Raw genomic sequence first — 13,693 nt, 5'->3', positions numbered from 1 at the left:
ATCCGCATAAGGCCTGTACCATGTTTTCACGCTTATATTATTTAGTTCTTTGCAGCTTGCTGCTCGCCAACCCTGCCCTGTCGCAAAACGCCACGGCGGGCTATATGGATTTTACCCAACTCAGCCAACACTACGGCAATGCCAAGCTTGAAGTAAACTTAAACAAAGCCTTAATCGGCATGGCCAGCATGCTAGCCCAACAGCAAGATGCCGAGCTGGCAATACTGCTTAATAAGCTAGAGCAAGTTAACGCCCGCGTTTACAGCCTTAACAATAACTACGACAACGCCAACGACTTGCTTAAGCAAGTCAGCGACAGCGTGCAAAAACAGCAATGGCAAAACGTGGTGAGTATTAATGAAAACAAAGATAAAGTGCGCATATTCACCCGCAGTGAGAATAATAAAATCGCAGGCTTAGTGGTGATGGCCATTAGCAGCCACATACCCGGTGGCGAAGCCTATTTTGTAAACATTGTTGGCGAAATAGACCCCGCCAATGTTAGCCGGGTAATTCAATCGCTGAATATTAACCTCAACAATGTCGAGCAATATCTTAGCTTGCCCTACGGGCAATAAAAGGTAGACTGTGATCACAGCCAATTTACTTATCAAAGGACAGAACCATGAAAACACTTAGCCTAGCCCTAGCTTTACTATTCAGCAGCAGCCTAAGCTTTGCCGTAGACTACGGCAAATTGGCCGAATCGGTAGACAAAGAAAAAGCCAATGAGTCAGTAGACAAAGACAAGCTCAAAGGCGCAGTAAGCACCGACGGTGTGGATTATAAAAAAGCCTATGAAGCGGTAGACAAAACTCAGGCTAAAGATGCAGTGGATATGGAAAAAGCTAAGGAAGCATTGAAGGGTGAGAATCCTTTATTTTAGCTTTTTGAAATGTATCTGTAGTGGCTAAACGGAATATTTAAAATAGTAAGCGGCCATAAAATTAGGTGCCAGCTTACGCAATAGTGACCCAGAATACCCAGCAGAGCAGGCTGACAGCCCCCCAATAAAACCGTCTATCAATTTAGCCTGAAGCTGAAGTAGATATTTATTGCAGAAATCATCTCGTAGCAAGCTATCTGTCTTTTGAAGTTTAGCTATCCTCTGTTATTCTTACCTCCTCAATCAATACAATAAAACAGAAGGATCTGCCGTTTTGCTTCTATTTTTTCGGGACTATCTACCCACAAAAACTATTTTTCGTCTTTCCTTTATGTTCTCAGCTTTAGCCATGCTTATCACAAGCTGCGGTGGCGGTGGCGGTGGCGGTGGCGGTGGCGGTGGCGGTGGCGGTGGCGGTGGCGACAATGGCAACTCAACCGATAGTGATAATTCAGAAATCACTCTTTCAACTAATCCAGCAATCCTAATGGAAAACTCTTACTCCATCATTCCTGTTTGTGCTGTCGACTCAGAAGGGAATGCTATTGTTGTATGGAGTAGAGATGAACATGATATTTATACTTCAAGATTCCATAAATCATCAGGAATATGGAGTGAACCAAAACTGCTGCAAAGCTCAGATAATTTTTTATACGCCCCTCAGATAGCAATGGACTCTGATGGTAATGCCATTGCTGTATGGGTAGAAGACGATCATGTCATTTGGGCTGCCCAATACAGTGTCGCTGATGGCTGGGAAATGGCCGTCCCAATTGAGCTTGATGGAGACGGAAGCTCTAGCGGCTCAGTTATAGGCATGGATGGGAATGGCAACGCTATAGCTGCTTGGATACGCTTTGATGGATTTGAGAGCGCCAGCGCTGGAGACTCTAGTGTTTGGTCTAATCGTTATGTAAAAGGAATTGGTTGGGGTACGGCTCAGAAGATTGAATCTAGTGACGGAACAGGAGACCTGAATGTACAGCTGTCTATAACCCCTGAAGGTGATGCATTTGCTGTTTGGAGCAGAGTAGACAGTCCAGCGCAAGTCCTAGTAAATCAATACGATGTAGAATCTGACTCATGGATGGAACCAATAGCACTTGGCAGAGGAAACCCGAGCCAGTTTAGCGGCCCTAAAATTACCCATGACTCCCTTGGCGACACGGTGGTGATTTGGCAAGATTATTCTATCTTGCATGAAGAGCTTACATTATTTGAAAGTAGGCTGGTGAAAAATAATCGTGATTGGGTTACAACAGAAATTAAGTCTATACCGCGTGAAGACTCGGACGGCGTATATTATCGCTTTGATAATGTAAATATTAAAAGTGACACTATGGGAAATACTGCCGTAGCATTTACTTTTAAAAATAATATTTATAGTTTGTACAGAAATGTAAGCAAAGAGTGGTCAGAAGAAACCTTTGAGACAAATCCTGAGTTAATCAGAAAAGTAGAGCTATTGTCATTTGGCAACTCGTTTCTTCTATTTTGGGCTCAAGGAAATATCGACATATGGTTAAACAGATTAATATATACTGAAGGATGGACATCGACAGAACAAATCTTTAACGATGTATCTCCCCCGAGTCTTTTTGCAGTTGATATAAATGAATATGGAAACTTAATGTATGCATGGCTTTCGAATGGAAAACTTTATGCCTCAGTTGAATAACCAGGAACTGAGTACACAGGCTGAGCGGACTGGAGGGTCAGCCATCAGACTTTTTACTAAAATAGAATAAATGGGCTAGCCTCAAGTTCTAAATATGAAACTTTTAGCTATATATTTTCTGTAGTCTAATCAGCAACTCATCCAGCATTACTACTCTGCTTAACATCATCGGCGAGCCAGATTTTGATCAGCGACTGATAAGGCACATCAAGCTTATTGGCTTCGATTTTAATACTATCCAATAAGCCTTCCGGCAGCCTGAGTGAAATTGTTTTAGTGGAAGGTTTTAAATTGGGCATTAAAACTGATTGTGCCTGTTTCCAATCCACATAATCAGTGGAGTCATGCTCTTCCCAAAATGCCTTCTCTTCGGCTTCAGTTTTAAACTTAGGTGTAACTTTGAGTTTACTCATAACCCACCCCTTTCTGCGCGCTTACGAACTGAAATTATCGACCACCCTTCTTCAACAACAACCTCTCATCTATAGCCACAAACTCGCTAGCCTCTTTAATCAAAAAATCTGAGGTTAGCTTGGCCACACCATAAACAATACTGTCGGTATTAAAACGCTTTTTTATGCGGTGCAGCAATATATCAAAATCGCCATCGCCGGAGGCCAGCACTACGGTATCGCAGTCAGCGGCGGCCTCGAATACATCTAGGGCTATGCCCACATCCCAATCGGCCTTAGTAGTACCATCCAAACGTTTTAATACCGGCTTGAGTTTTACGGTAAAGCCTATGGCGCGCAGGATATTTTGAAACTGGCGTTGTTTTTCGTCGCCATTGTCGGTGGCGTAGGCTATGGCGCTGACTAGCTCTTTGCCTTCGGTGACTTCAGCCCAAAATTGATTGTAATCAAAGCTGGCTTGGTAAGCCTGCCGGCAGGTGTAGTAGATGTTTTGCACATCCACAAAGATACTGATTTTTTTGGGGGTATCACTCATAGCAATTAATAACTTTTATAACAGGTGTAGTATTTATACAGGCCAATTAACCCGCGCCTGCACAACACGATAACACGTGCGCTAGCCTAGGGCGGCATAAAAGTTTAGCTCTGCGTGGATACCGGGTCGTGGCCCGGTATGACCAAGTCAGAATTATTTCGGACAGTTGTAGGCTTTTGCCTGTATGACTAAGTTAGGATTATTCTGGGAGCTGTTCATACACCCATAAAAAAACCCGCCCTGTAGCTACAGAGCGGGTTAGTGTAACAGTCTCTTGCTTGTCAGCTAGGTTGGCTAGGCTAGCTACCGCAGATATTACTAATTTTATGTAGCTCGGCCTCGGCGCCACCAAAGGCGAAGCTGCCGCTGTCGCTTACATAGTAGTACACCGCATTATTGGGGAACATTACTATGCCTATGCCACCATAGCCCGACATATAGCTCACCCAAGAGCCCGCTGGGCATAGGGCATTGCTGCGCTGGCCCATGTCGTAGGTCCACACACCGTTGAGGTAACGCGACTCTGAGCCGTAGGTTTCTAAGCCTAAGTCGCCACCTTTAAGCAGCATGTCATCCATAATCGCGCCATTGAGCACTTGCTGGCCATTGATCACACCACGATCATTGATTAGCTGCCCCAGCTTCACCATATCATCGGCGTGCCAGGTCATACCGTGGCTCCAATAAGGGTCGGCGCTGGCATCTTCTGTGCGCACGGTGGTGTAGGTAACAGGACTGAGTGTTAATGGCTTATAGACTTCATCAACCAGCTTGGTAAATAAATCACCACTGTAATAATTATCCATAGCGACACCAGCTATATATGTATCGGATGAATGATAAGAAAAGTGGGTATTAGGTGTGGCCTTGCGTATGTAGCGCTCACAGGCATGCTGAATTTTTTCGTCGTGGGTAAAGGTTAAGAAAAATTCATTAACAGTAGCGGTACTGCCTTCATCCCCTTCGTATGATGCTAGGCGATAATTACCGGTGGCCATGTCCAAGGCGTTCTCTACTGTTACGTCGCTCCATATAGATGCCGTGCCATTGATGCTGTCTTGGCATTCGCTAACATGACTAGCCACCATCATATTTTTAGCCGCGCTATTTTGCTCAACTAATAAAGCAAAGGCAAAATTAGCCACCGCTGTTTTTGCGGTAGAGTATGAGGGCAGGCTCATTACCGAGCAGTATGGGTAATCACCATGGCGCGTGCTACAGGGCGCCGCATAATGCACACCGTTGTATAACACACCATGGGTAGTCGGTGCTGATGATTGCTCGCTGCCGATATTGGCCACGTTGATATTGGCACTGGGGTAATCATTGGCCAATTCCGCTATGGGTTTTAAGGGCAGGCGATTAAGTACTTCGCTTTCATAATCCGCGATGAGATTAGCCGCCCCAGATACCGCAGCGGGTATATATTGCGCCGGCACTAACTTCCACATATCGTATTGAAAATACAAGCAGGTTTCGCCGCCAACTTGCACGGCCACATTGGTGATGCTGCCGTCATCTTTAAAGGCAAAACTCAGTATGCCGTTGTGGGTGCAGTTGGCCTGATTTTCTTGCAAGGCAAAAGGGATGGCAACACGGCTATAACCGGCGTCGTTGTTTTCGTCCCACACACGACCCGGCTCTAAAATATAATTCCAATCCGCATAATCTGGCGCGCCTATATTGCCGCTTACCACTAGGCCGCGATTTTTGGGAATAATATGTGAGCCTACCTGCACAAATTCAAAATCAAAGGCGGGTAACATGGCGGGGTTATTATAATTACCCGCTTGGGCCCGGCCGGAAGTGGTTTCGTTGAAATTCATTAAGGTGCTATTGCCTACGTTTAAAACTAATCGACCCTGAAACGTATTACTGGGTTGTTTGGCGCTAGAGTTTTCAGAATTGATTTCTGGCACACCATGGCTGTAGTGTGAAAAATCCATCATCGCCAAGCTGCTGCCTTGCAACTGGTTGAGGCTTAGCTGGCTGCGCGCCACATTACCATCGCCGCTAAACACCGCTAAGTTACCGCTAGGGGGCGGTGGCTCATTGCTGCCGGTACCGCTAAGCGCCAAGGTTTGCTCGGCATCGTTATTGGCTATGCTGAGAGTGGCGCTATAACTGCCAGCCGCTGTGGGAGCAAACACCAGCTCAACACTGCAGTCACTGCCCGCAGCCACGGTGCTATTTGAGCAATTATCATTGGCCAAACTAAAGGGGTTAACCGCGCCAGTAATGGAGGTGACATTTAGGTCTGCATTGCCATTGTTGGCCACGGTAATCACCGTACTGGCACTGTTACCCACCAGCACAGTGCCAAAGGCGCCGCTGCCATTAACGGCTACACTGGGTGCCGGCACCCCTGCGCCGACTATGCTAATGCCGTCGGCGTAGCAGTAATCTGCGGCAGAGCCGGTTTGCACATAGCGTATATAGGTTGTTCCGCCTGAGGTCGTTGTGGTGGCGCTGGTAAAAACTCCATTGTCTTGGTTTTTATTTAAATTGATTAATGAGCTGCCCCAGTTTTGACCGTCCTCAGAAACATAAACATCGCAGTAATCACCGGTTTCTAAACTGGTGGCGGCCAGTGCTACGCTAACATCACCATCGGCGGCAAAGCTGCGCTCGGCGCTGGCACCACCTTTTAAGCGCATAGAGTAATTACCTATCGCCTTAGTGCTGTTAATGGCCACCGTGCCGGTGGTTTGCCAACCGTTAAAGTCGCCGTCTTCAAAGTCTTCATGTATATCTGCGGATACCGGCAAAATGGTGCACGATGCCAGTAACAAACAGGAATTAAAGAGTGTTGTATTCATTATTATCCCCAATCTGTGATTGATATTGCTGTGCATTACAGCCTTGCCGTCCTGCGCGGGCTAAACATAGAGGGGGCTAAAAATATTCTGCTTGCTGCTGGTACTTATCCCCCTAACCTGAATTTGTGATAGCCACAGCCAATAACAAACTCAGGGCCAGTAAATACTAGCAAGGGCGAAACTGACGCATAGAACCAGTTTACTGTTGTGAGTAGGGCCAGAAAGCCCTATAAAAAAACAGGCCTTATCGCTAAGGCCTGTTTAATAGTCAGTACTTAAAAGATGATTAATGCCGCAGGTATTTATCGTACCAAGCGAGATTGCGCTGCATTCTGTCAATCAGATAACTGGGCACAGTCAGGCTGTGATACTGACCGGGATAAATCACCAACTGGGTGGCGATGTTTAAAGATTTTAAGGCCTGGTACATTTGCTCTGCACCTAAACAAGGCACGTTAAAATCTTTTTCGGCGCATTGGTATAAGGTAGGCGTGGTGATTTTATCCGCCTGTAAAAATGGAAAGCTCACCCGCTGATAATTTTCACTATTATGCCAGGGGGTGCCCAGTTCGTATTCATACTCTCTGCTGTATTGATCGTGGCCGTAGGTGCCAAAAATATTGGCGGTGCCAGCACCACTCACTGCCGCTTTAAATCGGGTATCGCTGGCAATAACATAATTACTTAGCATACTACCGTAGCTCCAACCGCCTATGCCCATACGGTTTTTATCGACTATGCCTTGCTGTATTAAATAATCACTGCCCGCCAATATATCACTGGCATCGACATTGCCCCAGTCGGCATAAATGGCTTTGGAAAAATCAAAACCCTTGCCTGAAGAGCCGCGCGGGTTGATGCCCACTACCGCGTAACCTTTAGCGGCGTAGATTTGCCAATCACTCATAAACTCATGGCTAAATTGATAAACTGGGCCGCCGTGTATACGAAAAATAGTAGGCACCGGCTGCCCGGCTTGATAATTCAAAGGCAGCATTAATAGGCCGCCTATCTCATGGCCTTGGTTGTTAAAACTAAAGGCTTGGGTGCTTGCTAATTGCCGCTCTTGCAGCCAAGCATTGTGATGGCTTAATGGCCGCATGGCTTTATCCAATGCCATGATTTCAAAGGGCCGCTGCGGGTTGCTGTTTAACAGCGCGATATGGCCTTGGCTGGCAATATCGTAATCCATAGTGAAGTGCTCAGCTTTATTTAAGTAATCAATACTGCCGCTGCTGGCATCTATTTTAGCCAGGCTGGTGTATCGGTCTTGCTCAATTAAGGCATAAATAGACTGGCCATCGGGCGACCACTTGGGCAGGTAAAAAAACCTATCTATGCGCGCCAACTGGCGAACTTTTTTAGTATTGATATTGGCCACACTCAGCTGACTGGGGGCATAGAAAAACCATTTACTTTCGTTGCTGGTTAGCCAAACCAATTGCTGGCTATCGGGCGACCATTGCGGTGGTGAGGCCCAATAGGGGTCCACATCGGTGGCTGTAGCTTGGCTGATACGCTGCGGCACAACACTGCCATTCGTAGCGTTAGCCTGCACAATAAATACATCGCTATCGGCATGGCGGTCGGCATCTAAATTTGTTTTATTTGGGTCTTTAGTGACATAGGCTATCCACTGGCCATCTGGCGACCACACCGGCATCCAGTAATCCTGATTGCCAGCCAGTAGCGTGCTTAGTTTTTTGTTTTTAACATTAACAATAAATAAGTGGCTGCGTTGCGTCGTTAAATAGCCCACTTCATCTAACATAAATTGAAATCTATCTATCACTATAGGCGGCGCGGTGCCTGCTTTATTAGGTTGTGGCTCATTGGCCCAGGCCGACAACACCAAGCGCTGGCTGTCGGGGGCCCAATCAAAGGCCACTACCCCGCCAACTATATGCGTTAACTGTTTAACACTGCCACCACTGGCTTTCATCATAAAAAGCTGAGTGCTGTCGTCATCTTTATCGCTGGCTAAAAAAGCAATGTGTTTACCATCGGGGCTGTATTGCGGTGACCATTCGCTGCGTTCTTCAGTGTGGGTCAGCTGTTTGGCTTTACCGCCTTGATAGAGCACCGTCCATATATCACTTTGGTATTTGTCTATGTCGCCATTAACCCTGTTAGTCACATACACCAATTGGCTGCCATCGGGAGAAAAGCTAGGCGCACTCACATCCACTATGCGATTAAGGTCGGCCACTTGCATAGCCACTTTCGGTGCGGACTCTGCCCACAATAGAGAGGGCGCCAGCAACACAAAACTTAAAGCGATTATTTTGTTCATCATATTTATAGTTCCTTGTTAATAAGTGCGCAGCGCTATTGCTATTGGCTAATATCTTTTAGCAGTGCATACCAAATACCCATGGCTCTGGGTAAGTTATGCACGGCTACCCGTTCATTTAAGCCATGAGCAAATTCGTCGGATGATTTTTGAAAAATAGTAGAGAGGGTATAGCAAGGTATACCTGCCGCGCGAAAATGTAAGGCATCGGATGCCCCCGAAGCCATGTGGGGGATAATAGGCAAATCGGGAAAGTAGGGGTGTATGGCTCTGGCGACGGCGTCGAATACATCTTTGCGCAAGGGTGAGGCATCACTGACTTTAGGCTGATCCAATACCTGCCACTGTAAATGCTCATTGGCTACCACTTGTTTTAAGGTTTGCAAGGTATCGTTTACGCTAACACCGGGGAAAATACGGCAATTAACCGTAGCGGTGGCCGATTGCGGCAGCGCGTTTTCGGCATGGCCAGCCGATAATAAGGTTGCCACACAGGTAGTCCCTAAACTGCCTATGTATTCTGGTTTACTGCGCAACACGGTTATTGCTTGTGCCTTGTTCACGCCGCGCACAAAGTCGTTCATGGCCTTGCCAACTTCGCCGCCAATTAGCGGCGCGGTTTGACGAAAAAACTCGCGGGTCAGTTCGCTTTCCATCACAGGAAACTGAAATTCATCTAACTTCACTAAGGCCTTGGCTAAATCATAAATGGCATTATCTTTTCTGGGCAGCGAGCTGTGGCCGCCGGGGTTAGTTGCCGTAACAGTAAAACTGGCATAGGTTTTTTCTGCGGTGTCTATGGTGAAAGAAACGGCCTCGCCCTGCTCACTCAGCAGGCCACCGCCACCATCGGCCACAATGGCATATTCGGCATCAATAAGATGGCGATACTCACCGGCCAAGGCCTGGGTGGTATGCATCAAGGTTTCTTCATCGCCAGAAAAAGCCAAGATTAAATCTCTGCTAGGCTGGTAGCCTTCGGATTTTAAACGCATAAAAGTGGCGGTTAACACCGACACGGCAAATTTATTATCAGCTACACCGCGGCCAAAAAAATAGCCCGCCTCTTCGGTAAGCGTATAGGGGTCGCGCAACCAATCCTCTGGCTTGGCATCCACCACATCCATATGGGCTGACAACAATATAGGTTTTTGGCTAGCGCCGGGCTTGGCTCTATAGCGCGCCACCAAGGCGACAGTATCGGCTACCGGTATTAGTGTTATATCTTGTTGTTGAAAACCGGCACTCAGTAATTGTTGCGTTAAATACTGCGCCAATTCTGGTACCTTGCCGTGGCCCGCCACGGTGCGCATGGCCACGCTGTCGCGCAATATTGTTAAGGCCTGCTGTTGGCTGTGGCTTACAACGCTTTGCGCAGTGCTCACCAGTGGCCAACAACACAATAGACCTAATAAAAAACTTAGCGTTTTATACTGTTTCATCGCTTGCCCTCTTCCTTTTATGCTAGCTATTGCCTTGCTATCGCGCAGGGCTATATGGCCTAGCAGTATTGCTATCAATACTGCTGCCTTAGATAGTAGACGAGTAAACGCCTATAAGCCGTAACCAGCTATAGCAAAATTAAAAAGAGGACGGGGTTTAAATCACGTTTAAATCAGCACTAATGTTAGGCAAGGTATCTAATACCTCTATGGAGTCTATATCGGCACAGACCACCTCTGACACCCACAGCCATTGGCCATTGTCTTGCCGCCTCAGGATGGACTGGCAAGCGCCGCACATCATCTCATTGCCATAGGGCTCTTGAAATATGCCGTGCCATTTTAAAACGTGATAGGCCATATCGCCGTTGACCACAACATCAACGGTTTCGTAGTTGAGCTCTAAGGGATTACCGACTTTCAGCCACAGCTCATAAATGCTGCGTATTTTGTCGTGACCTTTGGCAATAATGCCGTCAAAGGTAATCATTAGGGCGTCGTCACTGTAGTGACTAAGAATTTCATCTATATCGCCATTTAAATACGCCCTACCCCAACTGCGAGTATGGTCAATAATAGCTTCTCTATCTGTCATGGGGGGTCTGCTTCTTACTTAGTTTTATTGTTATAGTTTTACTTTAGAGCCTCTACTGTATAACCCTTTTTGGCTAACTGTTCAAGCAAGCCATCTTCACCGACTAGGTGTAGAGCCCCTACCAACACCAGCTCGGTGGGGGCGGAATCCAATAGGGATAGTATGGGCTCCATCCAGGCTTGATTGCGCTGCACTATCAAGCTGTGATAAATCGCCGGGAATTGCTGCTGCAAGGGCAGTAAGGCAATACGGTTGAGGGTAGCTAAATCACCCTGCGCCCAAGCCTGCTTAAGCTGGCGCATCATCTCGGGCAGGGTCTCTATATCATTAAGTGAGTACTGCACAAATTCATCTTCACGGCCCTGGCCCATGGTGGCAATAAACGATAGCTGTTGGTTTACACTTTCCAAATGGCCGGTGTTTTTATTATCGCTAAGCGCCTTGGCATAATAATAGGCATCCACACCCGCTTCACCTAGCCCCAAACGCTTAAGCTCTACCAGGGTTAGCGTCATAACCGCCATAGCGGGTTTGAATGGATCCATGGCCTCTAAGGCCACGCCTCTGCTGCTGGCAAAGCTGGCCAGCGCCTGATAGGTAGCAGGCTCTAACACAGTTTTTAAGCTGCGGCCGTCATGATAGCTCATGGCCTGTAACAGGGCCTGTTGAAACGCCAGCCCTTGCATGGCCGCCATATCGGTTTCAAATACCAGGGTAGTCGCGGCCTCATAAGCTAGCTCAAAGGGTTTAGGCAGCGGGTAATCCTGTTGTGCCAGTACATGCACGGTGCCGGCGATATAGAGTTGCTTATCGCCTTGCGAGATTTTCCATACCGGGGAAGCCGCCTGCGCCACAGTGACGCAAACTAAAAATAGCAGTACAACTCTTAACATGGCCAGCATATGCCCCTTTGACGGTGATCAACTCTGTAGGCGCGGCAGTTTAACAGATAGTGCCAACGCTGGCCTGTGTATCAGCCTGTAGCCTATTAGCGGAACGGGAGCTATTTGTTTAGGCTAGCGCCGCAAGCAATCCCCCCCCCTAACAGGGTGATACCAGCAAACTTAACGCCCCTGCAAACGCGGCTCAGTCACTAGCTTTTGCCTGGCCTCGCGCCCCAGCCAATACTGGGGATTGGAGTGCGTCACATTGATCTGTGCCTCCATGGACTGAATAATAGGTCGCGCGCCATCCAGCGCTTCTAGCACACCTACCCCTATGGACATTTGCCGTTTATACAGGGCCTCACCATAAAAGGTGAAATCGCGGTTATCAGCACAACCAAAGGATGTATTAACAGCATCGGCGGCGGTGGCAATCACGCTATAGTCGTTTTTAAGTGGCTCTATAAAACCCCCTGAGTAACAGGCTGACACAACCACTATACGCCATTTAATCCCGGCCTCATCCAGCATGCGCCGTATTTCATGGCCACCAAAATCTTTTACCGTATGCGGGGGAAAGTCTACCGACAACTTATGTTCTTTAGAGCCGTGGGAGGTTAGGTACAAATACAGTATGTCCTCCTCGTCCATCTTTTCGCCTACGGCCTTGAGCACCCGCGCTAGATTATGGTTGCTGGCCACTAAATAGTGAGCTGTGGTTTGGCTATTATTAATCAGGGCAATAGAGCGGCCGCTGGTTTGAAAGCTGCTATCAAATAAATTTTTAGCGTATAGGGTTTCTTTCATAAATACATTTTGTTTGGCGTCACCGGCAAAGCCTACAAAAAACAGATCTGTTTGCTGTGGCACCCCAGCTGTAATTTTGTCGCCAAGGTTCGCCAGTAACTGGCTTTGCTGATCTTTAACAGTGCTTTTAAAAACATTACCGCGGCCAAACAAGCGGCTTTCTATATCTTCATAGCTAGCCGCTTTGGGTTTTTGATCGGAAAAATGTACCCGCCCCTGCTCATCTACCCACTTATAAATACCCGCCATGGCTATAGGCACCGCCAGCAAAAAGAGGCTGGTCATTATGATTATGCGCATACAACATCCTGTTTTTTGTTATTAAGCGATACTGCTATTCTTTAATCATTTGCCATAAAGGGGCCGCTCTGGGGCTGGCCTTTCTGGGTTCAGCATAAAACTGCACATGCTCATTTGCAGCTGCATTAGGGTTTAAACGTATACCCCATAGCGGGGCAATTTTATTGGGCAGCATAGAGTAACGCATATCAATAATTTGATAGGGGTTATTCGGGTCTAGGGCGATAAAGCCCGCCGAAAACCAACGAAAGCGCTCTATATCTTTAGCTTGTTGGCTAGCGTTATCCAGCCAGGCTAAGTCACGCTGCCTATCCAAGCGCCTGATGCTTTCCCCGGGCCACACTTTACTGCTAATACCCAGCCTGGTTGCCGCCACGTAGTAATGGTCATCACTTTGATAAATTATTTTCCACACTAATAAATTAGCAAAACTGGGTTTAACCTCAATATGGTTGGCGCTATGGCCACGCTTGCTAATTAAATCATTGGCTACCAGCATAGCGCGCTCATGCTGCAGCACCCCCAAACTTAAATACATGGCGCACCATGCCACAGCACAATAAACAAAAGCTCGCTGCTTACGCTTAGCCGCCAGCACTATTAATATCAATAAGGGCAGGGTAAACAAGGGGTCGATAATAGAAATAATATCCCAAGAGACTCTATAGTTGCTAAATGGCCATAGCAGTTGCGTGCCATAGGAAGTGCAAGCATCCAGCAAACCGTGAGTAGCATAACCCAGCAAGCAATATAAATACGTAGGCTTAAAACGCAGCTGCCAATAGCGACCCAATAGCGCATAAAGTAGCAAGGCGCAGATTAAAGCCCCCAGCGGTATAAAAATTAAGGAGTGACTAAAATGACGGTGATACTCCAGCGCCAATAAGCTATCGCTGGGGGAATTTATCAGCACATCTAAATCGGCAGCCATACCTGCCAACGCACCTATGACGGTGGCTTTAGCTAAGTTTTTTTTATCGCCTATGGTTTGCGCTGCGGTCGCCCCCAGTACAGCTTGAGAAAGTGGGTCCATAGTAGTAT

At 47.2% G+C, this 13,693-nt stretch carries 12 protein-coding genes; 3 read left to right on the top strand and 9 right to left on the bottom strand.

The features are described 5' to 3' along the window. Positions 1–20 precede the first annotated feature (20 nt). The 3 genes from NO559_RS05785 (at position 21) to NO559_RS05775 (ending at position 2,564) form a co-directional block, all read left to right on the top strand. Entirely contained in the window at positions 21–578 is a 558-nt protein-coding gene (locus tag NO559_RS05785; RefSeq protein WP_258330851.1) for a DUF4252 domain-containing protein, read from the top strand. Between the two features lie 47 nt (positions 579–625). Continuing rightward, a complete protein-coding gene (locus NO559_RS05780; RefSeq protein ID WP_258330850.1) occupies positions 626–886 on the top strand; it encodes a hypothetical protein in 261 nt (86 codons plus the stop codon). A gap of 274 nt (positions 887–1,160) precedes the next feature. After that, entirely contained in the window at positions 1,161–2,564 is a 1,404-nt protein-coding gene (locus NO559_RS05775) for a hypothetical protein (protein ID WP_258330849.1), read from the top strand. A 137-nt stretch (positions 2,565–2,701) separates the two neighbouring features. Here the strand turns inward: NO559_RS05775 and NO559_RS05770 are convergent, their stop codons facing one another. From NO559_RS05770 to NO559_RS05730, 9 genes are all read right to left on the bottom strand, one after another. Then, positions 2,702–2,977, bottom strand: coding sequence for a BrnA antitoxin family protein (locus tag NO559_RS05770; protein ID WP_258330848.1), 276 nt, complete (start codon positions 2,975–2,977; stop codon positions 2,702–2,704). 34 nt (positions 2,978–3,011) lie between these two features. Beyond that, a complete protein-coding gene (locus NO559_RS05765) occupies positions 3,012–3,512 on the bottom strand; it encodes an NYN domain-containing protein (RefSeq protein ID WP_258330847.1) in 501 nt (166 codons plus the stop codon). Between the two features lie 299 nt (positions 3,513–3,811). Beyond that, positions 3,812–6,331 (bottom strand): choice-of-anchor D domain-containing protein, encoded by a 2,520-nt coding sequence (locus NO559_RS05760; RefSeq protein ID WP_258330846.1) that lies wholly within the window; start codon positions 6,329–6,331, stop codon positions 3,812–3,814. 286 nt (positions 6,332–6,617) lie between these two features. Further along, complete coding sequence (locus tag NO559_RS05755) at positions 6,618–8,627, bottom strand: S9 family peptidase (protein WP_258330845.1); 2,010 nt, start codon at positions 8,625–8,627, stop codon at positions 6,618–6,620. A gap of 38 nt (positions 8,628–8,665) precedes the next feature. Then, entirely contained in the window at positions 8,666–10,066 is a 1,401-nt protein-coding gene (locus NO559_RS05750) for a M20/M25/M40 family metallo-hydrolase (RefSeq protein WP_258330844.1), read from the bottom strand. 157 nt (positions 10,067–10,223) lie between these two features. Then, positions 10,224–10,661 carry an SgcJ/EcaC family oxidoreductase gene (locus tag NO559_RS05745; RefSeq protein WP_258330843.1) on the bottom strand — a complete coding sequence of 146 codons (438 nt, stop codon included), beginning with the start codon at positions 10,659–10,661 and terminating at the stop codon, positions 10,224–10,226. Between the two features lie 38 nt (positions 10,662–10,699). Next, positions 10,700–11,554, bottom strand: a complete 855-nt coding sequence (locus tag NO559_RS05740) for a TraB/GumN family protein (protein WP_258330842.1) — start codon at positions 11,552–11,554, stop codon at positions 10,700–10,702. A 171-nt stretch (positions 11,555–11,725) separates the two neighbouring features. Beyond that, entirely contained in the window at positions 11,726–12,652 is a 927-nt protein-coding gene (locus NO559_RS05735; protein ID WP_258330841.1) for a C13 family peptidase, read from the bottom strand. A gap of 34 nt (positions 12,653–12,686) precedes the next feature. Continuing rightward, the gene (locus tag NO559_RS05730) at positions 12,687–13,685 is read right to left on the bottom strand and encodes a metal-dependent hydrolase (protein WP_258330840.1); all 999 of its coding nucleotides are present in this window, start codon (positions 13,683–13,685) and stop codon (positions 12,687–12,689) included. Positions 13,686–13,693 lie beyond the last annotated feature (8 nt).

It is taken from the genome of Dasania sp. GY-MA-18, from assembly GCF_024734385.1.
Taxonomy (GTDB): domain Bacteria; phylum Pseudomonadota; class Gammaproteobacteria; order Pseudomonadales; family Dasaniaceae; genus Dasania; species Dasania phycosphaerae.
The sequence above is the reverse complement of the archived record's forward strand: the minus strand, read 5'-3'. Positions and strand labels throughout refer to the sequence as shown.

Excerpts from the sequence above, each read along its gene's own strand:
- NO559_RS05785 (WP_258330851.1), top strand. The coding sequence starts at position 21 with ATGTTTTCACGCTTATATTATTTAGTTCTTTGCAGCTTGCTGCTCGCC.
- NO559_RS05770 (WP_258330848.1), bottom strand. The coding sequence starts at position 2,977 with ATGAGTAAACTCAAAGTTACACCTAAGTTTAAAACTGAAGCCGAAGAG.
- NO559_RS05760 (WP_258330846.1), bottom strand. The coding sequence starts at position 6,331 with ATGAATACAACACTCTTTAATTCCTGTTTGTTACTGGCATCGTGCACC.
- NO559_RS05730 (WP_258330840.1), bottom strand. The coding sequence starts at position 13,685 with ATGGACCCACTTTCTCAAGCTGTACTGGGGGCGACCGCAGCGCAAACC.
- NO559_RS05750 (WP_258330844.1), bottom strand. The coding sequence starts at position 10,066 with ATGAAACAGTATAAAACGCTAAGTTTTTTATTAGGTCTATTGTGTTGT.
- NO559_RS05740 (WP_258330842.1), bottom strand. The coding sequence starts at position 11,554 with ATGTTAAGAGTTGTACTGCTATTTTTAGTTTGCGTCACTGTGGCGCAG.
- NO559_RS05735 (WP_258330841.1), bottom strand. The coding sequence starts at position 12,652 with ATGCGCATAATCATAATGACCAGCCTCTTTTTGCTGGCGGTGCCTATA.
- NO559_RS05765 (WP_258330847.1), bottom strand. The coding sequence starts at position 3,512 with ATGAGTGATACCCCCAAAAAAATCAGTATCTTTGTGGATGTGCAAAAC.
- NO559_RS05755 (WP_258330845.1), bottom strand. The coding sequence starts at position 8,627 with ATGATGAACAAAATAATCGCTTTAAGTTTTGTGTTGCTGGCGCCCTCT.
- NO559_RS05780 (WP_258330850.1), top strand. The coding sequence starts at position 626 with ATGAAAACACTTAGCCTAGCCCTAGCTTTACTATTCAGCAGCAGCCTA.
- NO559_RS05745 (WP_258330843.1), bottom strand. The coding sequence starts at position 10,661 with ATGACAGATAGAGAAGCTATTATTGACCATACTCGCAGTTGGGGTAGG.